At 63.7% G+C, this 20,496-nt stretch carries 20 protein-coding genes; 14 read left to right on the forward strand and 6 right to left on the reverse strand.

The features are described from left to right. Window positions 1-221: 221 nt before the first annotated feature. Together QCE58_RS25140 and QCE58_RS25145 are read left to right on the forward strand one after the other, a co-directional pair. A complete protein-coding gene (locus tag QCE58_RS25140; protein ID WP_008353671.1) occupies window positions 222-461 on the forward strand; it encodes a hypothetical protein in 240 nt (79 codons plus the stop codon). A gap of 140 nt (window positions 462-601) precedes the next feature. Continuing rightward, complete coding sequence (locus QCE58_RS25145; protein WP_409014157.1) at window positions 602-1,495, forward strand: GNAT family N-acetyltransferase; 894 nt, start codon at window positions 602-604, stop codon at window positions 1,493-1,495. A gap of 16 nt (window positions 1,496-1,511) precedes the next feature. Here the strand turns inward: QCE58_RS25145 and QCE58_RS25150 are convergent, their stop codons facing one another. Further along, window positions 1,512-1,706 (reverse strand): DUF1059 domain-containing protein, encoded by a 195-nt coding sequence (locus tag QCE58_RS25150; RefSeq protein ID WP_008353669.1) that lies wholly within the window; start codon window positions 1,704-1,706, stop codon window positions 1,512-1,514. Between the two features lie 124 nt (window positions 1,707-1,830). On the opposite strand from QCE58_RS25150, the gene nthA reads away from it, so the two are divergent. From nthA to QCE58_RS25175, 5 genes are read left to right on the forward strand one after another with little or no spacing between them, the layout of a single operon-like run. Continuing rightward, window positions 1,831-2,490, forward strand: coding sequence for a nitrile hydratase subunit alpha (gene nthA, locus QCE58_RS25155; RefSeq protein ID WP_008353668.1), 660 nt, complete (start codon window positions 1,831-1,833; stop codon window positions 2,488-2,490). Further along, a complete protein-coding gene (gene nthB, locus QCE58_RS25160) occupies window positions 2,487-3,149 on the forward strand; it encodes a nitrile hydratase subunit beta (protein WP_008353667.1) in 663 nt (220 codons plus the stop codon). The genes nthA and nthB overlap by 4 nt, the downstream gene beginning before the upstream one ends. Continuing rightward, complete coding sequence (locus QCE58_RS25165; protein WP_309780486.1) at window positions 3,146-3,943, forward strand: nitrile hydratase accessory protein; 798 nt, start codon at window positions 3,146-3,148, stop codon at window positions 3,941-3,943. The genes nthB and QCE58_RS25165 overlap by 4 nt, the downstream gene beginning before the upstream one ends. Before the next feature lie 22 nt (window positions 3,944-3,965). Beyond that, window positions 3,966-4,352 carry a tautomerase family protein gene (locus tag QCE58_RS25170; RefSeq protein WP_008353665.1) on the forward strand — a complete coding sequence of 129 codons (387 nt, stop codon included), beginning with the start codon at window positions 3,966-3,968 and terminating at the stop codon, window positions 4,350-4,352. Beyond that, window positions 4,349-5,050: a 4'-phosphopantetheinyl transferase superfamily protein gene (locus tag QCE58_RS25175; RefSeq protein ID WP_250521590.1), complete on the forward strand. Its 702-nt coding sequence runs from the start codon at window positions 4,349-4,351 to the stop codon at window positions 5,048-5,050. The genes QCE58_RS25170 and QCE58_RS25175 overlap by 4 nt, the downstream gene beginning before the upstream one ends. A 16-nt stretch (window positions 5,051-5,066) precedes the next feature. Here the strand turns inward: QCE58_RS25175 and QCE58_RS25180 are convergent, their stop codons facing one another. Beyond that, window positions 5,067-5,573 carry a M48 family metallopeptidase gene (locus QCE58_RS25180; protein ID WP_008353662.1) on the reverse strand — a complete coding sequence of 169 codons (507 nt, stop codon included), beginning with the start codon at window positions 5,571-5,573 and terminating at the stop codon, window positions 5,067-5,069. Window positions 5,574-5,825: 252 nt separating this feature from the next. On the opposite strand from QCE58_RS25180, the gene QCE58_RS25185 reads away from it, so the two are divergent. Further along, entirely contained in the window at window positions 5,826-6,341 is a 516-nt protein-coding gene (locus QCE58_RS25185; RefSeq protein ID WP_008353661.1) for a metal-dependent hydrolase, read from the forward strand. A gap of 27 nt (window positions 6,342-6,368) precedes the next feature. Then, the gene (locus QCE58_RS25190; protein ID WP_250440502.1) at window positions 6,369-6,863 is read left to right on the forward strand and encodes an LEA type 2 family protein; all 495 of its coding nucleotides are present in this window, start codon (window positions 6,369-6,371) and stop codon (window positions 6,861-6,863) included. Here the strand turns inward: QCE58_RS25190 and QCE58_RS25195 are convergent. Next, entirely contained in the window at window positions 6,860-7,285 is a 426-nt protein-coding gene (locus QCE58_RS25195) for a cupin domain-containing protein (RefSeq protein ID WP_008353659.1), read from the reverse strand. The two genes, QCE58_RS25190 and QCE58_RS25195, sit on opposite strands and share 4 nt — an antisense overlap. Before the next feature lie 221 nt (window positions 7,286-7,506). Between QCE58_RS25195 and QCE58_RS25200 the strand changes: the two genes are divergently transcribed. From QCE58_RS25200 to QCE58_RS25220, 5 genes are all read left to right on the forward strand, one after another. Continuing rightward, window positions 7,507-12,372 carry an NAD-glutamate dehydrogenase gene (locus QCE58_RS25200; protein WP_250521591.1) on the forward strand — a complete coding sequence of 1,622 codons (4,866 nt, stop codon included), beginning with the start codon at window positions 7,507-7,509 and terminating at the stop codon, window positions 12,370-12,372. Window positions 12,373-12,557: 185 nt separating this feature from the next. Further along, window positions 12,558-13,241: a CsgG/HfaB family protein gene (locus QCE58_RS25205; protein ID WP_175979191.1), complete on the forward strand. Its 684-nt coding sequence runs from the start codon at window positions 12,558-12,560 to the stop codon at window positions 13,239-13,241. A 28-nt stretch (window positions 13,242-13,269) separates the two neighbouring features. Continuing rightward, on the forward strand, window positions 13,270-13,632 hold the full coding sequence (locus QCE58_RS25210) for a DUF4810 domain-containing protein (protein ID WP_008353656.1): 363 nt from the start codon (window positions 13,270-13,272) through the stop codon (window positions 13,630-13,632). A gap of 9 nt (window positions 13,633-13,641) precedes the next feature. Next, window positions 13,642-14,316: a DUF799 domain-containing protein gene (locus tag QCE58_RS25215; protein ID WP_250460241.1), complete on the forward strand. Its 675-nt coding sequence runs from the start codon at window positions 13,642-13,644 to the stop codon at window positions 14,314-14,316. Window positions 14,317-14,724: 408 nt separating this feature from the next. Continuing rightward, window positions 14,725-16,113, forward strand: a complete 1,389-nt coding sequence (locus QCE58_RS25220; RefSeq protein ID WP_250435635.1) for an FAD-binding oxidoreductase — start codon at window positions 14,725-14,727, stop codon at window positions 16,111-16,113. 51 nt (window positions 16,114-16,164) lie between these two features. Here the strand turns inward: QCE58_RS25220 and QCE58_RS25225 are convergent, their stop codons facing one another. The 3 genes from QCE58_RS25225 to QCE58_RS25235 all read right to left on the reverse strand — a co-directional run bounded on the left by QCE58_RS25225 (window position 16,165) and on the right by QCE58_RS25235 (window position 20,462). Then, a complete protein-coding gene (locus QCE58_RS25225) occupies window positions 16,165-16,521 on the reverse strand; it encodes a host attachment protein (protein ID WP_250460406.1) in 357 nt (118 codons plus the stop codon). 123 nt (window positions 16,522-16,644) lie between these two features. Beyond that, window positions 16,645-18,141, reverse strand: a complete 1,497-nt coding sequence (locus tag QCE58_RS25230; protein ID WP_175979195.1) for an acetyl-CoA hydrolase/transferase family protein — start codon at window positions 18,139-18,141, stop codon at window positions 16,645-16,647. Window positions 18,142-18,410: 269 nt separating this feature from the next. After that, window positions 18,411-20,462: an FUSC family protein gene (locus tag QCE58_RS25235; protein WP_250521596.1), complete on the reverse strand. Its 2,052-nt coding sequence runs from the start codon at window positions 20,460-20,462 to the stop codon at window positions 18,411-18,413. Window positions 20,463-20,496 lie beyond the last annotated feature (34 nt).

A 20,496-nucleotide genomic window follows, 5' to 3' on the forward strand; every position in this document is an offset into this window, starting at 1 on the left:
CCGTTAGCGCATGTAACGGACGTGCGTTTCGCGCGACGCATAGGGGAAATCTCGTGTTGCAACGCAGCATCCCATTGCGTATGCTGTTCCTGGCAGGTGGCACAGGCCGCCGCCGCACGCATTCGAGCATCGACACGAACAATCAAACGCCGGCAAGCACAGAGCGTTTCATCGGGCGGGCCGGTAAGCATTACGGTCGTCAGCCTGAGGGAGCCGCACATATGGAACTGACCACATCGTCGCAACCGACGCTGCACGTCTTTCATCAGGAAGGAGGGTGGCATTGGGGCATCACCGTCGAGCGAGCGGCGGGAGGCGGAATGAAGGTCGTCGCGTATAGCGACGAAGGCTTCGGATCCGAGGAAGAGGCACGCGAGGACGGCGAACACGTCCTGCGCTCGGAAGACTGGCGCTCGCGCCAGAGTTTCAGCCGCAGCGAGCGGCGTCAAGGGTATTCCTGATCGGGGGCGGCACACGCTCGCCCCCGTTATCGTCCCACCGTTCTTTTTTCCCCTCGTTGCACCCACGCCTCGCTGCATCTTTCGCCTGCACCGGAAACGCGCGACACTGAACGCATCCGCATTCCGACAAGGCGCGTCCCATGCCGTCCGTTCCCTGTCCCTCGCACGCGACACCCGACGATCCCCGTTTCGCAATACGCCGCATGACGCCGCGCGATGTCGACATCGCGCTCGAATGGGCCGCGACCGAAGGATGGAATCCCGGTCTCGACGACGCCCGCTCGTTCTTCGCCGCCGATCCGCACGGATTTTTCGTCGGCACGTGGGACGGCGCGCCGGTCGGCTGCATCTCGGCGGTCGCATACGGCGATGCGTTCGGTTTCGTCGGCCTCTATATCGTGGTTCCGGAATGGCGCGGCAAGGGCTTCGGTATGCGCTTGTGGAACGAAGGCATGGCGTATCTCGGCGCGCGCACTATCGGGCTCGACGGCGTGCTCGCGCAGCAGCCCAACTATCGGAAATCCGGCTTCGTGCTGGCGTATCGCAACGTGCGCTATGAAGGCATCGCATCGGCGGATGAAGATCCTGCCGATGGAGCCACGATCACCGATGCGCTGAACATCCCCTTCGCGCGGCTTCTCGATTACGACACCCGCGTGTTCGCGTGCGAGCGCACCGCGTTCCTGCGAGCGTGGCTGTCGCAACCGCAGGCGCACGCGCGCGCACTCGCCGCGCTCGATGGCGACGCGGTGAGCGGCCTCGCCGTGATCCGGCGTTGCGGCGCGGGCCACAAGATCGGTCCGCTCTTCGCCGACGATCTGAGCACGGCGCGCGCGCTGTATCGTGGGCTCGTTTCCGTGCTGCCCGGCGAGACCGTGTTCCTCGACGTGCCCGAAATCAATCCTGCGGCGGTGGCGCTCGCGGTCGAACACGACATGACGAGCGTCTTCGAAACGGCGCGCATGTACACGCGTGCGGCCCCGGACGTGCCGCTCGCGCGTGTCTTCGGTGTAACGACCTTCGAGCTCGGCTGAGAACGCCAAAGACCGGTCAGGCCGGCGGCGTGCCGTCGTGAAAGAAGGTCTTCAGTTGCGAGCGCAGTTCGGGCGAATCCGTGTGCTGATGGACGGCGACGGCATGCTGCACGGCCGCTTCCATCAACTCGTCCTCGCTGTCGGCGGACAGGACGACGCTGCATTTCACGTCGCTCGGGCACTCGCGACAATCGATGTACTTGCGTGTCATGGCATCCTCCTCGCATGAGACGCTGAATCCAGTATAGGCGGCGCGCCGCGTCACGGTGACGAGGTTTGCGCGCGCGCGCACACTCCGGTAACGTGTGACGTCTGTGCCACGCGCGAGCCCGCTCATGAGCCACGATCATCCGCACCATCACGACCACGACCACGATCACGATCACGCCGGCAGTGAATTGCCGGAGATGGACCTGCGCGTGCGCGCGCTCGAATCGCTGCTGGTCGAAAAAGGGTATATCGATCCGCGAGCGCTAGACGTCTTCATCGAAACCTACGAGCACAAGGTCGGGCCGCGCAATGGCGCGCGCGTCGTCGCGAAGGCGTGGAGCGATCCCGCGTTTCGCACATGGCTTTTGGACGATGCCACCGCCGCCATCGCCTCGCTCGGTTTCACCGGCCGGCAAGGCGAGCACATGGTCGCGCTCGAGAACACGGAGGACGTACATAACATGGTCGTCTGCACGCTGTGCTCGTGCTACCCGTGGTCGGTACTCGGGCTGCCGCCGGTCTGGTACAAGTCGGCGCCGTATCGCTCGCGTGCGGTGATCGATCCGCGCGGCGTGCTGCGGGATTTCGGCGTCGAATTGCCGGAACAGGTCGAGTTGCGCGTATGGGATTCGACCGCCGAAGTGCGCTATCTCGTCGTGCCGATGCGTCCCGCCGACACCGATCATCTCGACGAAGACGCGCTCGCCGATCTCGTCACACGCGATTCGATGATCGGCACGGGCGTCGCGCTCGCGCCGTCGCAGGCAACGGGAGCATCGGCATGAACGCGGCGCACGACATGGGCGGCATGCAGGCGTTCGGCCCCATCGAAATCGATGCCTGCGACGCGCCGGGCGCATCGCCGTTTCACGCGGAATGGGAGCGCCGCGTGCTGGCCGTCACGCTCGCGATGGGCGCGACGGGCCAATGGAACATCGACACGTCCCGTGCCGCGCGCGAAAGCCTGCCGCCCGCGCAGTATCTCGGCAGCAGCTATTACGAAATCTGGTTCGAAGGCTTGAAGAAACTCTTGACGGCGAAGGGACTCGCGAGCGCCGATGAGATCGCGAGCGGCCGTTCGCAATCCGCCGCGAAGCCGAACGTGCGCGTGCTGAAAGCGGAGGACGTAAGCGCCGCGCTGTTGCGCGGTGCGCCGGTCGATCGTCCGGCTGCGTCGGCGGCGCGCTTTTCCATCGGTGATGAAGTCCGCACGAAACTGATGAATCCGCCGACGCACACGCGTCTGCCGCGCTATTGCCGCGGCAAGCTCGGGCGCGTCGTCGCGGTGCGCGGCACGCACGTCTTTCCCGATGAAAACGCGCTCGGTCACGGCGAGCATCCGCAATGGCTCTACACCGTGCGTTTCGAGGCGAAAGACTTGTGGGGCGCGGACACGACCGCGTCGTCGGTGTGTGTCGATTGCTGGGAGCCGTATCTCGAATGACCTCGACCGACGCTAAATCGAAGCTGAAAGAACTGCGCGCCGCGTTGCCCGAACTGCCTTTCGACGGCGACGGTCCCGTGTTTCGCGCGCCGTGGGAAGCGCAGGCGTTCGCGATGACGCTCGCGTTGCACGAGCGCGGCGTGTTCTCCTGGAAGGAGTGGGCGCACGCATTGAGCATCGCGATCGAGGACGCGCAGGCGGCGGGCGATCCCGATCACGGCGACACGTATTACGCGCATTGGCTCAGCGCGCTCGAACGCCTCACTGCCGAAAAGGGATGCGTGAGCGACGCGATGCTTGCGCAGCGGCGCGACGAATGGGACGAGGCCGCGCGCGCCACGCCGCATGGCCAGCCGATCGTGCTTGCGCGCGCATTGCCCGCCGCGACGCTCGATGCGTATCGCGCGGCGATCTATCGGATCGAAGCGCAGCCGGACATCGACATGAAGATCGGCGTCGCGAATCGCGATGTCGTTGCCTTGCTCGAAAAGCATGGCGTCGCAAGCGCGGTGTTCGTCACGGCGTTCAATCCGTTCGGTCATGTGCTCACGCCGCAAGAAAATGCGCTGCGCCAGCGGGCGCTGATCGAACGCGTCGGACAGATGGGATTGCAGGCGCTGGCGGGCGCGGGCGTCGATCCGCAGCATGTCTGGGTGGCCGAAGCGAGCCTCTTCGCGCTCGGCGCGACCCGCGACACCGCCGATACGCTGATGACGCAATTCGCGCAGAACGCCGTCGTGTATGTCGACCGCGCGGGCGTGCCGGAATTGCTGCTGCATCCGGATCATCGCTGAAACTAACCAACAGGAGAAACCCATGCCGCTCGTTCGCATCGATCTGCAGAAAGGCAAGGACAGCGCGTATCGCACGACTATCGGCGATGTCGTGTACGACGCGATGCGCTCGACACTCGACGTGCCCGAGAACGATCGCTTTCAGATCGTCGCGGAGCACGGCGCGACGGACTTCATCGTCGATCGCACGTATCTCGGCATCAGCCGCACGGACGATTGCGTCGTGATCCAGGTCACGCTCAACGAAGGCCGCGACCTCGCGAAAAAGAGCGCGTTCTACAAGGCGGTCGCCGATGGCTTGCACGAACGTCTCAAGCTGCGGCGCGAGGATGTTTTCATCAGCCTCGTCGAAGTGAAGAAGGAGAACTGGTCCTTCGGCAACGGCGAGGCGCAGTACGCTCCCAAATGACCGAAGCAACGATTCCCTTCGATGTCCGCCCGATGCCGCTTCCCGACCACGCGCCCGGTGACGTGCGCGTGTGGCTGCTTCATATCGATTTTTCGATGCCGCTCGACAGCGCCGTCTACGCCGTGATGAACGCGGATGAACGCGCGCGCGCCGCGCGTTTTCTGCGTCACGCGGATGGCGCGCGTTTCGGCGCGGTGCGTTGCGCGCTGCGACATCTGCTCGCGGCCGAAACGGGCGACGATCCCGCGCGTCTCGCGTTCGATGCCGTCGATCGCGGCAGGCCGTTTCTCGTTCGCCGGAACGCGCCGGATTTCAACGTGTCGCATTCGGGCGGCTATGGCTTGATCGCGATGTCGCGAGAAAGGCGCGTGGGCGCCGATATCGAGGAAGCGCGCGCGACGTTCGATTGGCGCGATCTCGCGCCCGCGGTGCTCGGGGATATCGACCGGCGCGAAATCGAAGCCTTGCCCGACGATGCCGCCCGAAACCGCGCGTTCTTCGACTGCTGGACGGCGAAAGAGGCGGTGCTGAAGGCGCACGGCGATGGCATCGGCAGCACGGATGTCGCGATGCACGGCTTTTCGGTTCTTCCGCGCAGGGACGTTCGCTATGCGGTGACGCGCGGCGCGGGCGCGTTCGACGCTATATCGCTCACCGCGCCCGACGGATACGCTGCCGCGCTAGCCTGGTCCTATTGATGCGCCGCAGCGACGCTCACGCCACTTTCGTGCGCAGCAAGTCGCGATGCGTGAGATAAAGCCGCAAGTCGAATTCGATCTGATGGTAGCCGGGCTGCATCAACTCGCACAGGCGATAGAAGGCCTTGTTGTGATCGCTTTCCTTCAGATGCGCGAGTTCATGCACGACGATCATCCGAAGAAACTCGGGCGCGGTGTCCCTGAAAAGCGACGCAATGCGGATTTCCTTCTTCGCCTTGAGCTTCGCGCCCTGCACGCGCGAGATGGCGGTGTGCAGGCCGAGCGCGTGACGCAGCACGTCGAGCTTGCTGTCGTAGAAGACTTTGTCGATTGCAGGCGCGACGCGCAGGAATTCCTGCTTCAGATCTGAGCAATATTCATAGAGCGCGCGATCGGACTGTACGGCGTGCCTGTTCGGATAGCGCGCGTCGAGATACGAACCCAGTTGTTGCTGGGCGATCAGTCGGCGAACCTTGTCCTGCAGCACGTTCGGGTAGGCGCTCAGGTATTTCAGGTGTTGCATGACGGCCAAATTCGATAAAAATGCCTGCGTGCGCAGGCGGGCGTGGGACGCATCGGGCAGCGTCCGCAGCGTGATTTGCGCAGCGATTCAGCAATCATTTTAGTCAACGCCGCGCGGCCTCGCCGACGCCGTTCGCACAAGCGTGTTTCGACGCACGCAATTGCGTAAGTTTATGTTTCAGGCCGGTTTCGACCCCAGCGACCGTGCGAACATGCGCCCTCTTCGGGCAAGGGCGACAAAGGCGGTTTCTTCATGGCATCGAGCAAGGCTCATCATGCGACGGGATGGGCGGCAGGCATCATCGCGGCGGCGATCGTGACGCATCCGGCCACGGCGGGCGGCGCGAACATGCTCGCGGGCGTTTTCGCGCTGCTCGCGGGCGTCGCCGGGGCGACCGCGCCGGACTGGCTCGAAGTCGCGTGGTGGACGCGCGCGCGCAAGCTCTGGATCACGCATCGCACGCTCACGCACTGGGGCATCGGCTGGGTTGCGCTGCTCGCGCTTTCGTATCACTTTCTCGGCCGGCATCCGGCGGCGCCCGTCGCGTTCGGCTTCGCGTGCGGCGGGCTCATGCATCTCTTCGCGGACTGGCCGAACCCGCTCGGCGTGCCTTGGATCGCCGCGCGCCATTCGCTCAATCTATGGACGAGCGGCCATTGCGATCTGATCATCGTCGCGGCTGCGTGGGCTGCAGCGCTTTTCGTCGTCGACGATGTCTGGTTTCATCATGTCTATGGCCGCATGCTGCTGAACGCACTACATATCTAGCACGACATCGCGAGGAGTCACGTTCTCATGCAACCGAATCCCATGCGCAACCGCTTCGCTTACTTCCTTGCCGCCTTTGTCGCGATGCTCGCGCTCGGCGGCTGCGCGGGCTTCTTCAATCGCGACGCGATGCGCGTGAGCGTCGCGGGCATCGAGCCGCTCGAAGGGCAAGGGCTGGAGATGCGTTTCGCCGTGAAGCTGCGCATTCAGAACCCGAACGACGCGCCGATCGACTTCGATGGCGTCGCGCTCGATCTCGATCTCAACGGCCGCGCATTCGCGAGCGGCGTCAGCGATCAGCGCGGAACGGTGCCGCGTTTCGGCGAAACGGTGCTGTCCGTGCCGGTGACGGTATCGGCATTCTCGATGGCGCGCCAGGCGTTCGGCTTCGCGAGCGGCGACACCGTCAGCAAGGTGTCGTACGCGGTGCGCGGCAAACTCGCGGGCGGCGCGTTCGGCGGCGCGCGCTTCGCCGACAGCGGTTATGTCGATCTGCCGGGCATGGGCGCGCCCGGCTACTAGGGCGCGGACGGCTCCCACGGATCGTAAGGCACGACGCGATCCGCCTCGTTGGCGTCGTTGCGGGCGATCACGGCGCGCGCTGCTTGCGTCGCGCTCAGATTGACCGGCTGATGCGGCACGCCCGGCGGAATGAATACGAAGTCGCCCGGCTCGTTGATGACCGATTCCGCCAGTCCCGGCCCATAGCGCGTCTCGATGCGTCCTTCGAGTATGTAGATGCCGGTCTCGTAGCCAACGTGGATGTGCGGCTCGCCGCGTCCGCCCGGCGGCACGACGACGATATGCATCGCGAGTCCGCGCGTGCCCGCCGTCTTCGCCGACAGCCCGATGAAATACGGCAGATGCTGAACCGTCGCGAGTTGCTCTTTCGGACGCACCGTGACGACCGTCTGCTGCGCTGTCTCTTCAGTGAAATCCTGCATGGCGATGCCTCCGTGAGCCGCTCTTCAGCTATCGACAATAGTCGAAAGCCGATGTCGCGCAAAGGTCATGCGATGCGGCTAACGTAGCCGGAATGCGCGCACCGTCTTTGTGCAACCGCACATGCCCGACCCGCGAGCGATGCGCCGGGGCGGCGCATAATCTCCTTGATTCGAAGCGCGAGCCGCAATCGCACCGCAACCGAAAGCCTCGGGAGGACACCATGCTGGTCAAGAACGAAGCGCGGGTCGAACATCTCATCAACGATCTTCTCGAGTTCGCGAGAGGGCGATTGCCGGAGCCAAGCTTCAAGGTCATCGAGCCGCTGCTTCGCTATTACTACGAGCAGGTCGATGTCGAGGATATCGCGAGCCGCGATGTCGCCGATCTCTACGGCGCCGCGATGGCGCACTGGCAGACCGCGCAGAAGTTCGTGCCGGGGCGCGAGGTGCTGCGCGTCTACAACCCGAATCTGGAGCAGCACGGCTGGCATTCGGATCACACGGTCGTCGAGATCGTCAACGACGACATGCCGTTTCTCGTCGATTCGGTGACGATGGAACTCAACCGCCTGGGGCTCGCGCTGCATTCGGCGATTCATCCGGTGTTTCGCGTCTGGCGCGCGAGCAAGGGCGCGCATACGGGCGAGATCGAGCGCATCGGTCAGGGTCATGCCGAAGCGGGCGACGGCAACTCCGAGCTCGAATCGTTCATCCATTTCGAAGTCAATCGCTGCGGCGACGGCGAGCGTCTCGACGAAGTGCGCGAGAACATCGCGCGCGTGCTCGGCGACGTGCGCGCGGCGGTCGAAGACTGGCCGAAAGTCACCGAGGCCGCGCGTGTAGCGATAGACGATCTGAAGGCGCGCGATACGACGCCCGACGGCATCGAGTCCCGCGCGTTCCTCGAATGGATGGTCGCCGATCACTTCACGTTCCTCGGCTGCCGCGATTACGAACTCGTCGAGCATGAAGGCGGCTTCGCGCTGCGCGGCGTGGCCGGCTCGGGCCTCGGCATTTTGCGCGAAACCTTGCGCGCGCCGTCCGACGGGGACGTGACGCCGCTGCCGCCGGGCGCGGCCGCGATCATCGAAGGCGCGGCGCCGATCTTTCTGACGAAGGCGAATTCGCGCGCGACGGTGCATCGGCCGGGCTATCTCGACTATGTCGGCGTGAAGCGCACGTCGCCGGATGGCAAGGTGATCGGCGAACGGCGCTTCCTCGGTCTCTATACGTCGACGGCGTATCTCGTGCCCACGTCCGAGATCCCGATCGTGCGCCGCAAATGCGCGAACATCGTGCGGCGCGCGGGCTTTCTCGCGAAGGGGCATCTGGCGAAGTCGCTTATCACGGTGCTCGAACAATATCCGCGCGACGAACTGTTCCAGGCCGATGAAGACGTGCTCTTCGATATCGCCATCGGCGTGCTGCGTTTGCAGGAACATCAGCGCACGCGGCTTTTCGTGCGGCGCGACCGCTTCGACCGCTTCGTGTCATGCCTCGTCTTCGTGCCGCGCGACAAGTTCAACACCGACTTGCGCCGCCGCATCAGCCGTGTGTTGATGGAAGCGTTCAACGGCAAGAGCATCGAGTTCACGCCGCTCCTGTCCGAATCGCCGCTCGCGCGCATTCATATCGTCGTGCGTGCGGACAGAGGCGCGATGCCCGAAGTCGATACCCGCGAACTCGAAGCGCGCGTCGTGCAGGTCGCGCGCCGCTGGCAGGACGATCTCGCCGATGCGCTCATCGACAGTCACGGCGAGGAAGCGGGCAACCGGCTCCTGCAGCGTTATGCCGATTCGTTCCCGGCGGGTTATCGCGAGGACTATCCGGCGCGCACGGCGGTGCGCGACATCGAATTGATCGAGGCGACGCATACGCGGCCCGGCGGCTTGTCGATGAGCCTGTACCGGCCGATCGAAGCCGGACGCCGCGCGTTTCGCTTCAAGGTGTATCGCGTCGGCGATCCGATCGCGCTGTCGCACAGCCTGCCGATGCTGGAGCATCTCGGCGTGCGTGTCGATGAAGAGCGGCCGTATCTGATCGAGCCGACCGGCGCGCCGAATGCGTGGATCCACGATTTCGGGCTGGAGTTGCAGGACGACGTGGAATTCGATATCGATCGCGTGAAGCCGCTCTTCGAAAACGCGTTCGCGAGCGTGTGGTCGGGCGAGATCGAGAACGACGACTACAACCGTCTCGTTCTGCGCGCGGAGTTCGGCGCGCGCGACGTGACGATCATGCGCGCCTATGCGAAATATCTGCGGCAGGTTGGCTCGACCTTCAGCGATGCGTATATCGAGCGCGCGCTGATCGGCAATCCGCTGATCGCGAAGAAGCTGCTGCAACTCTTCATGGTGCGTTTCGATCCGGCGCGCGGCGGCTCGGCGGAAGATCGCGACAAGGCCGCCGAACGCGTGCTCGCCGATATCGAAGCCGCGCTCGACAAGGTGCCGAATCTCGACGAAGACCGCATCCTGCGTCAGTTTCTGGGCGTCATCACGGCGACGGTGCGAACCAATCATTTCCATCGCGATGCGCAAGGCCAGCCGCGTCCGTATGTGTCATTCAAGCTCGATCCGTCGAAAGTGCCGGGCTTGCCCGAGCCGAAGCCGATGTTCGAAATCTGGGTCTATGCGCCGCGCGTCGAGGGCGTGCATTTGCGCGGCGGACGCGTTGCGCGCGGCGGGCTGCGCTGGTCGGACCGGCGCGAGGATTTCCGCACCGAAGTGCTCGGCCTCATGAAAGCGCAGATGGTGAAGAACACGGTAATCGTGCCGGTCGGATCGAAAGGCGGCTTTGTCGTGAAGAATCCGCCGCCCGTATCGGATCGGGAAGCGTTTCTCAATGAAGGCGTCGCGTGTTATCAGATGTTCCTGCGCGGCCTGCTCGACGTGACCGACAACCGCACGCCCGATGGCATCGTGCCGCCGCCCGATGTCGTGCGCCACGATCCCGACGATCCGTATCTCGTCGTCGCCGCCGACAAGGGCACGGCCACGTTCTCCGACTACGCGAACGCGATCGCGCACGAATACGGCTTCTGGCTCGACGATGCCTTCGCGTCCGGCGGGTCGGTCGGCTACGACCACAAGAAGATGGGCATCACGGCGCGCGGTGCGTGGGAATCGGTGAAGCGGCATTTCCGCGAGATGAACTTCGATACGCAGACGACCGATTTCACCGTGGTCGGCATCGGCGACATGTCCGGCGACGTCTTCGGCAACGGCATGCTGCTGTCGCGCCATATCAGGCTGATTGCGGCGTTCGATCATCGGCATGTGTTTCTCGATCCGACGCCCGATGCGGCCACGAGCTTCGATGAGCGCGCGCGTCTTTTCGCGCTGCCGCGCTCCAGCTGGGCCGACTACGATCCCGCATTGATCTCGACGGGCGGCGGCGTCTATCCGCGCACGGCGAAGTCGATTCCGATCTCGCCGCAAGTGCAGGCGGCGCTCGGCATCAGCGCATCGGTGCTCGCGCCGAACGAACTGATCCGCGCGATCCTGCTGGCCGAGGCGGATCTGCTCTATAACGGCGGCGTCGGGACGTATGTGAAGTCGAGCGCGGAGACGCATCAGCAAGTCGGCGATCGAACGAATGATGGCGTGCGCGTGAACGGCGCGGAACTGCGCGTGAAGGTCGTCGCGGAAGGCGGCAATCTCGGGCTCACGCAACTGGGGCGCATCGAGTTCGCGCAGAAGGGCGGCCGCATCAATACGGATGCCATCGATAACTCGGCGGGCGTCGACTGTTCGGATCACGAGGTCAACATCAAGATTCTGCTCGGCCTCGTCGTCGCGGATGGCGAGATGACCGAGAAGCAACGCAACGCGCTGCTCGCCGAAATGACCGATGAAGTCGGCCTGCTCGTGCTGAAGGACAACTATGCGCAGACGCAGGCGCTGTCGATCGCAAAGCGCCATGTCGCCGAAACGCTCGACGCCGAAGCCCGCATGATGCGCTTCCTCGAACGCGCCGGGCGCCTGAAGCGGCGTATCGAGTTCCTGCCGAACGACGACGACATCAACGAGCGCGCGGCGGCGAAGTCGGGGCTGACGTCGCCAGAACGCGCGGTGCTGCTCGCGTACGGCAAGATGTGGCTCTACGACGAACTGCTCGAATCGGACGTGCCCGAAGACGCGCTCGTCGCGGACATGCTGCCCGAGTATTTCCCGAAGCCCTTGCAGCAGCGCTATAGCGAGACGATGCAGCGCCATCCGCTGAAGCGCGAGATTCTCGCGACGCATCTGACGAACGCGCTCGTGAATCGTGTGGGCTGTACGTTCGTGCATCGGCTGATGGAAGAGACCGATGCGCGCCCGAGCGATATCGTGCGCGCGGCGCTGATGTCGCGCGATGTCTTCGATCTCGACGATTTGTGGCGCAGCATCGACGGACTCGACAACATCGTCGCGGATGAAGTGCAGGCGCGCATGTTCGTCGATGTCGTGCGTCTGCTCGACGATACGTCGCTGTGGTTCCTGCGTCATCTGAAGCACAACGGATCGGGCTCGAACGAGGCGAAGGGTTTGCTCGCGCGTTGCCGCGAGGCGGCGCTTCGACTCGCGCCGCAACTGCCGGCGCTCTTGCCCGCGACGCAGCTCGACGCGTGGTACGCGCGGCGGCGCGATCTGGAGGATGCGGGCGTCGAGAGCAGTCTCGCGGCGCGCGTCGCGAGCGGCGAGATCGCGACCGCCGTGCTCGACAGCGCGGAAGTGGCGGCGTGTTCCGGGCGCGGCCTGGAACTGGTGGCGAGCGTGTATTTCGGCATCGGCACGTTGCTCGATTATCGCGGCATCGCCGAACGGGCGATGGCACTGCCGATCACGACGCACTGGGACTTGCTCGCGCGCGCGGCGGCGCTGGAAGAGCTCGCGCGATTGAAGCGCGCGCTGACGGTGAGCGCGCTCGAACAGTCGCGCGGCATCGATGCGCCGGATGTGATCGTCGAGAGCTGGCGCGCGAAACGGCAGGACGCGCTGGATCGGTACACGCGCTTGCTGGCCGAATTGCGGGCGAGCGGCGGCGCGAGTTTATCGATGCTGCTGGTGGTCGTGAGGGAGATGGCGGTGCTGGAGAGAGCGTAGGGACCGTGGGGATTGGCGGCCTTTTATCAATTCTCAACAAATCGTCTCAGGCGTTCCCCTCGGCACTCATTTTTAGGAACTGTCCTTCTTTTTGAAAGATTTGAATTGCCAAATAATTGTCGATTTTTCGAAAGCACCTGTCTGACGGCAGGTGTTTTCAAGATTCGACGTTTTGGAGGCAATTCATGAGCGTTATCAAAGGGCGCCTGGCGATCGCGGTTGCGGTCGCGTCCGTTGCAGTTTTGTTTGGCGGTTGCGCGACCGAGGCGTCGCACTCGGTTGCGGTTCCCGCCGTCGCGAGTTCCCAGAAGCCGTTCGCGGGCAAGCCCGTGCCCGTCGCCATCGGCAAGTTCGACAATCGCTCGAATTACATGCGTGGCGTGTTCTCGGATGGCGTCGATCGCCTCGGCAGTCAGGCGAAGACCATCCTCGCCACGGCCTTGCAGCAAAGCCGACGCTTCACCGTGCTGGATCGCGACAACCTTGGCGAAACGAAACAGGAAGCCGGGTTCGCGAACAAGGCGCAGTCGATTCGAGGCGCGAATTACATCATCACCGGCGACGTGACGGAGTTCGGCCGCAAGGATGTCGGCGATCAGCAATTGTTCGGCATTCTCGGACGCGGGAAGACTCAGGTGGCCTATGCGAAGGTCAGCCTCAATATCGTCGATATCGCCACGTCCGAGATCGTGACGTCGAGCCAGGGCGCCGGTGAATTCAGTTTGTCGAGCCGCGAAGTGATTGGCTTCGGCGGAACGTCGAGCTATGACTCCACGCTCAATGGCAAGGTGCTCGATCTTGCGATCAGCGAAGCGGTCAATCACCTGGCCGAACAAGTCGATGCCGGCGCCCTGCCGGCCGCAAAGTAATTCCACTCGTTTTCATCCGAACAACAACATGATCGTCAAGATTCACAAACTGACCGGCTTCGCGCTGCCGGTCGCGGTGGCGTGCTCGCTGCTGACGGGTTGCGCAACACAGACCACGTCGCTTTATCAATGGGACGGCTATCAGCCGCAGGTCTACGAATACTTCAAGGGACAAACGAGTCCGTCCGACCAGATCGCCGCACTCGAAGCGGCCCGCGAGAAGGTCTTCGCAAAGGACAAGACATTGCCTCCGGGCTTTCGCGCGCATCTCGGCATGTTGTACGCGACCGTGGGCAAGGGCGCCGAGGCTCGTCAGCAATTGACCGAGGAAAAGGAGCGCTTTCCCGAGTCGTCTACGTATATGGATTTTCTGTTGAGCAAACTTCAGTAAGCACCGACCATGACTTTCAATATTTCCCGCAAACTCATCGCGGTGCTGTCGATCCTCTTGACGATGACCGCATGCGCTTCGCGCTCGCCGAGCCAGACGGACTACACGGCGTTCCGCAACAGCAAGCCGCGTTCGATTCTCGTTCTTCCGCCTGTCAACGACTCGAAGGATGTCGGCGCGACCTACGGCATGCTGTCCCAGATGACGATGCCGCTCGCCGAGGGCGGTTACTACGTCGTGCCGGTCGCCGAGATGGAAGAGACCTTCAGGCACAACGGTCTGACGACTGCAAACGACATTCAGGACGTTTCGGCGGCGAAGCTGCGCAGCATTTTCGGCGCGGACGCAGCGTTGTACACGAAGATCACCGCATACGGCTCGTCGTATCAAGTGGTCGCGAGCACGACTCAGGTCACGGCCGCGGCGAAGCTCGTCGATCTGCGCTCAGGCGAAACGCTTTGGAGCGGTTCGGCCACGGCGAATGGCAAGGAGGTCGGCACGAACGTGAGCGTCGGGTCCGGTCTCATTGGCGCGCTTGCGCAAGCTGCTGTCACGCATGTCGTGAATGTCACCAGCGACAAGTCATGGGCCGTTGCGGGACTCACTAGTCAGCGCTTGCTGGCAACGGGTGGATCGAACGGTCTGCTGTATGGGCCACGCTCGCCGAAATACGGAACGGACTGACCGGGACATAACGCGAGAAGCGACAACGCGCCGAATCATCGGCGCGTTTTTTTTCGCCGATTAAACCGTCGTTTCCTTAATAGATGATCGTTAAATAAGGAATACACAGCAAAGCCATGAAGCACTGTATCCACTCGCTCGCCGCATCGGCAACTTTGTCCGATACATGCTAGATCGCATGCACGATTTAACTGCTCGGGCACTTTACATCGCGTAAATCAAGGCATTAAATCAACAGGCGGGCCGAAGCGTCCGCTTGTTGCAATTCATCCCCGTTCTCGTGATTTCTCCGACGTGCATCCGATCGACATGCCACGCACGATCCGATGGCGGGTTCCTTGCGCTTTCGCGTACCAACTGGCAGGGTCGGACACGTCGCGGCGCTTCATATAGCAGCGAGGTCTCACAATGAGCAACATTTCAGGCGAAGCGATCGACACCCTCAAGGCGTCGGTGCGAGGCAGGCTCATCACACCGTCGGATTCCGATTACGACGAAGCGCGCAAGGTCTGGAACGCGACTATCGACAGGCGCCCCGCGCTCATCGTGCGTTGCGCCGGCGCGGCCGACGTCATCGCCGCGCTAGCGTTCGCGCGCGAGCAGGGCGTACTCGTTTCGATTCGCGGCGGATCGCACAACATCGCGGGCAGCGCAGTCAGCGACGACGCCTTGATGATCGATCTCTCCGCGCTGAAGTCCGTGCGTATCGATCCGCAAGCGAAGCGCGCCTATGTCGAGCCCGGCGCGCTGCTCTCCGACTTCGATCACGAAGCGCAGGCATTCGGCCTCGCGACACCGCTCGGCATCAACTCGACGACGGGCGTCGCCGGTCTCACGCTCGGTGGCGGCTTCGGCTGGATCAGCCGCAAGTTCGGCGTGACAGTCGACAATCTCGTCGCAGCGGAGATCGTCACGGCCGACGGCACCTGGCGCCGCGTGAGCGCGGACAGCGAGCCCGATCTCTTCTGGGCATTGCGCGGCGGCGGCGGCAACTTCGGCGTCGTGACGCTCTTCGAATATCAGCTGCATGAAGTCGGTCCGCAGATATACGGCGGCCTCGTCGTCTTTCCGCTCGAACAGGCGAATGAGGTTCTGCCGAAGTATCGCGAGTTCGTCGCGCAATGTCCCGACGAGCTCACCGTGTGGGCCGTGCTGCGTCTCGCGCCGCCGCTGCCGTTTCTTCCCGAGGACGCGCACGGCAAGCCCGTGGTCGTGTTGGCGAGTTGCTATGTCGGCCCGGTCGAAAACGGCGAAAGGGCGCTCGCGCCCGTACGCAGCTTCGGCACGCCCTATGGCGAACATCTCGGCGCGATGCCGTTCGCAGCATGGCAGAAGGCATTCGATCCGCTGCTCACGCCGGGTGAGCGCAACTACTGGAAATCGCACAACTTCGCGAGTCTGAACGACGCAACCTTCGACATCCTGACGAATGCGGTGAAGTCGCTTCCGTCGACGCAGTGCGAGGTCTTCATCGGCGCGATGGGCGGGCAGACGAATCGCGTGCCGGTCGATGCAACCGCTTATGCGAATCGCGATTCGATCTACACGATCAACATTCACGGCCGCTGGAGCGAGGCCGCGGACGACGAGAAGTGCACGAAGTGGGCGCGCGACATGTTCTCCGCGATGACGCCGCATGCAATCGGCAGCGTCTACGTGAACTTCATGACGGGAGAAGAAGGAGACCGTGTGAGAGCGGCGTATGGTCCGAATTACGAGCGGCTCGCCGAAGTGAAGCGGCGCTACGATCCGGATAACCTGTTCCGCAGCAATCAGAACATCACGCCGGCGGCGTGACGGCAGGTGCGTCGTGTTTCGCGATGAAACACGACGCACCGCAAGCGTCGTTCAGGGCCGGTTCAGTTGACGGCCGATATCGCGCGTGCCGAACTTCGACGCGTCGTTATCGGCTTCTTCGTAGACGAGCTTGAGCGTTTCGACGCTCAGATATTGACGCAAGAGGCCCAAAAATCTTGGCTCGACCGCGAGACGCAGCCGGTCGAATCGTTGATGCAAGCGGCTCCGTTCGAGATAATCCGCGACGGCCCGCGCGAACTTCTCACGATCCATTTCTGCCGTTTCGGTCGCGCGCGGCGCGGGGTTCCTGAGGTCCTCGACTTGCCGCAAATCCAGCTTCAATCCCTGCGTTTCGAAGATCCGGGCACGGCTGCCGTCGGCGGCGAGAACCCAGGTGATGGCGGTCATGATGCTCCTCCTGTTCGCCAGCCCAAGCGGGCTCCCGCCATTGTGCGCCTAATCTTCGTTTAGCGGCTTCGTTGGCGCCCCGCATTCGTTTTCGCGGCGCAGCAACGCGCGCGCGAATGTGCATCAAGGCAGCATCGAACCGCTCGCTGCGAAGCGCGTGTGGAACGAAAACGCCTGATCGAGACGATGCGGCGTATGTCCGCCGAGCGCTGCTGCATCGCGGTAATAGTCGCGCAAAAGATCGCGATAGAGCGGATGCGCGCAGTGCTCGATCACGCTCATCGCGCGTTCGCGTGGCGCGAGGCCGGTGAGGTTGGCGAGCCCGCGTTCGGTCACGACGATATCGACATCGTGCTCGTTGTGGTCGCAATGGGGCACCATCGGCACGATGCTCGAGATACGGCCGTCCTTCGCGACCGATTTCGTCGCGAACACCGCATACGCCGCATTGCGCGCGAAGTCGCCCGAGCCGCCGATGCCGTTCATCATGTGCGTGCCGCCGACGTGCGTCGAATTCACGTTGCCGTAGATGTCGGCTTCGAGCGCCGTGTTGATCGCGATGAGACCGAGACGCCGAATCACTTCAGGATGATTGCTCACTTCCTGCGGCCGCAGCACGAGCCGGTCGCGATAGCGTTCGATCTCGTTGAACACTTTCTCCTGCCGTTGCGCGGACAGCGTGATCGACGCGCCCGATGCGAACGTCGCCTTGCCTGAGTCGAGCAGATCGAAGGTCGAGTCTTGCAGCACTTCGGAATAGATCGTCAGCGCTTCGAACGGCGACGCCGCGAACCCCGACAGCACAGCGTTCGCAATGGTGCCGATGCCGGCCTGCAACGGCGGCAACTGTTTCGGCAGACGCCCGCGCGAGACTTCATGCTGAAAGAACTCGATGAGATGACCGGCGATCAACGCCGTGTCCTGGTCGGCGGGCAACACGGTGGATGCGCTGTCCGGCTTGTCGGTGATGACGATCGCGGCGATCTTCTCGATCGGAATCTCGATGGCGGCCGCGCCGATCCGGTCATGCGGGCGCACGATCGGCAGCGCTTCGCGCGCGGGACGGCGCTCGGGAATCCAGATGTCGTGCAGGCCTTCGAGCGAGAGCGGCTGCGCCAGATTGATCTCGACGATCACGCGTTCGGCGAGGATCGCGAAGCTCGCGGTATTGCCGACCGAGGTCGTCGGCACGATGCCGCCGCTCTCGGTGATCGCGGCTGCTTCGACGATCGCGAGGTCGAGCTTGCCGAGGCGATTCGCGCGCAGCAGTTCGACCGTCTCCGACAGGTGTTGATCGACGAACATTACGTCGCCGCGGTTGATCGCGCGGCGCAAGGTCGTGTCGACCTGAAACGGCAGGCGTCGCGCAATCGCACCGGCTTCGGTCAGGATGCGGTCCGTGTCATGACCGAGCGATGCGCCCGTCATGAGCGTGATACGCAACGGTTCGTCTTCCTCGCGGGCGCGGCGCGCGATTTCGAGCGGCACGGCTTTCGCGTCACCCGCGCGCGTAAAGCCGCTTGCGCCGACGATCATACCGTCGCGAACGAGTTGAGCCGCTTCGGCGGCCGTGGTGATTTTTCCGCGCAACGCGGCACAGCGAATACGATCTTCGTACATCGACGTCTATCTTCAAGAGCTTCGTTTAACCGAAGGCGATTATAGGTAGCGCGGTTTGCCGTCGAAATCGCAACGTTGAAAGACATTGTTCCAATGCCGTGCGACATTGCGCTTTGTCCAAATCGATGCACGCGAGCGCGTTCGCACGCGCCATGAAAGTGCGGCAAAAGAGCGCGCTGGCGAAAAATCGATTCGACTATAAGACGCGCGACGCCGTGGATTAATCGCCGGACCAGGAAGTCAGCTTTGCATGGCGAGGAAGGATGCGTTCAGCGATGCGCGTCGAAGGGCGCATCCGGATCCACCAGCGCCGTGCGGACGAAGTGCAGGCACGCGAGCACGCGCTGCACCTCGCGCCGCGCGTTGCGTTCGTCGCGCGTGCGTTCGAGCATGTCTTCTGCGATCACGATCGACGCGACGACCGAAGCTATCGCGCGACGCAGCGTCCGGCTATCCGGCGTGCGGAACAGCACGGCGATATCGCGCAGCACACGCGCGAGCGACGTGCTCCACGCGATGCGCAATGCATCGGGAAAGCACGCCGTATGCAGCGCGCGGGAGTCGCGCCGAAGATCGATCATCGCTTGTCCGACTTCGAGCGTGACGAGCATCCACAAAAGCGCATGCCGATGTTCACGCGAGCGTCGCGTGAGCAAGGCGCGCAATTGCGACATCAGATCGTGCGTGCCCGAATGGAAGCGCTCGCCGAGTCCCGCGAGCTTGCCTTCGCATGCGAGCGCCGCTTGCGCGCGCAATTGCGCGAGCGTCTTGCCGACGAGCCAACGCGTGCGTGGCGGCACGATGACCGCGCACGCGATGGCCGCGCCGAGCATCGCGACGAGAACGGCAACGCCGTTGTTCAGCAACAGGCCCGGATCGTAGACGATGCGATTGTCGGGCGCGGCGAGCAGGCAGAAGAACACGCAGAAGCCGATGCCATAGCCCGCGCTCGACGGACGCATCGCGAGAAAAGCGCCTGCCGCGAGCGGCGGCGCGAGCATCGCGCACAGGAGCGCCAGGCCGTCGATCGCCGGATACACGCGACACAGATATGCATATCCGATGACGATCGCGAGCGCCGCACCCGCGGCCATCTGCGCGATGAATTTCGAAGGCCGCGCCAATGCCGACGACAACGCGCACGCGAGCGTCGCGCCGATGACGGCGTAGCCTCCGCTCGGCCACGCCGTCACGATCCAGAACCAGGCCGTCGCCGCGATCACGATGCCTGTACGCATGAAGGTCGCGACGACGACGAAGCGGCTGGTCCGCGCGTCGTATCGCGGCGCCGCGCGATGGTTCGGAATCGACAGATAGCGAATCGTATCGGCGATGAAGCGATACAGCAGCTCCGCCGATGTCGTGAAATCGAGTTGCGTCGCGTGATCGGTGTGAGGGAGCGCGCGTTGTGCATCGCGCAGGCGTTTCGGCAGCGTCGCTTTGTAGCGCTCCAGATGTTCCTTCAGCGCTTCGCGTTCGAAGATCTGCGCAAGCTCTTCGAAGAAGGGCGCGAGTGCATCGCTCGCGCGCAGGCGCTTCATCGATTGATCGAGCGCATGCAGGCGCGCGCATGCGTTCATGAAGGCGCTGTTCAGTTGCGCCAGCTTGCCGTTGCCCTGACGCATCGCGGGCGACTCATACGTGGCGAAACCACGCGTCGCTTCGAAGCCGACGATCTCATCGACGAAATCGGCGAAGCGGCGTTCGCGCGCGATACGCGAAAGACGTCCGCGCAATACGTCGGCGGCGAATGCGGCGAAACGCATCCGGCGCGCATCGAGCGACTGCGTGAGCGTCGCGCTCGCATGACGCGGAAACACGAGCGCGCTCACCACGCTCGAACACACGATGCCGAGCATCACTTCCGCACCGCGCGTGAGCGTTGCGATGAGCAGGCTGTTCGGATCGGTGACGGCGGGAATGCCGATCAGCGCAGCCGTATAGCCCGCGAGCACGAAGCCATACCAGCGAAAGTGCCGGTAACGCACGGCGAGCGCGGTGCACGCCGCGACCCATATCGTCAGCGCGAGCGCATGGAGCTCGGGCTGTTGCACGAACACGGCGCCGAGCGCGAGCGCGGCGATCATGCCGAGCGCCGTGCCCGCGAAACGATAGACGCTCTTCGCGAGCACCATGCCGGAGAACGGCTGCATCAGGACGAAGGTGGTCGTCATCGCGACGCGCGGCTGCGGCAATTCCAGCCGCATCGCGATGCTCATCGCGATGAACGCGGCCAGCAAGGTCTTCGCGAGATGCAGCCAGACGTGGCCATCGGTGACGAGCCAGTCGCGCATCGACAGGCGTGCTTGCTGGAGCGACATGCTGACCGCCGATAGTCCTCTCGTCATGAAGGCG

This window comes from Caballeronia sp. LZ028 (assembly GCF_031451415.1).
Classification (GTDB): Bacteria; Pseudomonadota; Gammaproteobacteria; order Burkholderiales; family Burkholderiaceae; genus Caballeronia; species Caballeronia zhejiangensis.

Coding starts and splice junctions, on each gene's coding strand:
- QCE58_RS25140 (WP_008353671.1), top strand. CDS start 222: ATGGAACTGACCACATCGTCGCAACCGACGCTGCACGTCTTTCATCAG.
- QCE58_RS25145 (WP_409014157.1), top strand. CDS start 602: ATGCCGTCCGTTCCCTGTCCCTCGCACGCGACACCCGACGATCCCCGT.
- QCE58_RS25150 (WP_008353669.1), bottom strand. CDS start 1,706: ATGACACGCAAGTACATCGATTGTCGCGAGTGCCCGAGCGACGTGAAA.
- nthA (WP_008353668.1), top strand. CDS start 1,831: ATGAGCCACGATCATCCGCACCATCACGACCACGACCACGATCACGAT.
- nthB (WP_008353667.1), top strand. CDS start 2,487: ATGAACGCGGCGCACGACATGGGCGGCATGCAGGCGTTCGGCCCCATC.
- QCE58_RS25165 (WP_309780486.1), top strand. CDS start 3,146: ATGACCTCGACCGACGCTAAATCGAAGCTGAAAGAACTGCGCGCCGCG.
- QCE58_RS25170 (WP_008353665.1), top strand. CDS start 3,966: ATGCCGCTCGTTCGCATCGATCTGCAGAAAGGCAAGGACAGCGCGTAT.
- QCE58_RS25175 (WP_250521590.1), top strand. CDS start 4,349: ATGACCGAAGCAACGATTCCCTTCGATGTCCGCCCGATGCCGCTTCCC.
- QCE58_RS25180 (WP_008353662.1), bottom strand. CDS start 5,573: ATGCAACACCTGAAATACCTGAGCGCCTACCCGAACGTGCTGCAGGAC.
- QCE58_RS25185 (WP_008353661.1), top strand. CDS start 5,826: ATGGCATCGAGCAAGGCTCATCATGCGACGGGATGGGCGGCAGGCATC.
- QCE58_RS25190 (WP_250440502.1), top strand. CDS start 6,369: ATGCAACCGAATCCCATGCGCAACCGCTTCGCTTACTTCCTTGCCGCC.
- QCE58_RS25195 (WP_008353659.1), bottom strand. CDS start 7,285: ATGCAGGATTTCACTGAAGAGACAGCGCAGCAGACGGTCGTCACGGTG.
- QCE58_RS25200 (WP_250521591.1), top strand. CDS start 7,507: ATGCTGGTCAAGAACGAAGCGCGGGTCGAACATCTCATCAACGATCTT.
- QCE58_RS25205 (WP_175979191.1), top strand. CDS start 12,558: ATGAGCGTTATCAAAGGGCGCCTGGCGATCGCGGTTGCGGTCGCGTCC.
- QCE58_RS25210 (WP_008353656.1), top strand. CDS start 13,270: ATGATCGTCAAGATTCACAAACTGACCGGCTTCGCGCTGCCGGTCGCG.
- QCE58_RS25215 (WP_250460241.1), top strand. CDS start 13,642: ATGACTTTCAATATTTCCCGCAAACTCATCGCGGTGCTGTCGATCCTC.
- QCE58_RS25220 (WP_250435635.1), top strand. CDS start 14,725: ATGAGCAACATTTCAGGCGAAGCGATCGACACCCTCAAGGCGTCGGTG.
- QCE58_RS25225 (WP_250460406.1), bottom strand. CDS start 16,521: ATGACCGCCATCACCTGGGTTCTCGCCGCCGACGGCAGCCGTGCCCGG.
- QCE58_RS25230 (WP_175979195.1), bottom strand. CDS start 18,141: ATGTACGAAGATCGTATTCGCTGTGCCGCGTTGCGCGGAAAAATCACC.
- QCE58_RS25235 (WP_250521596.1), bottom strand. CDS start 20,462: ATGTCGCTCCAGCAAGCACGCCTGTCGATGCGCGACTGGCTCGTCACC.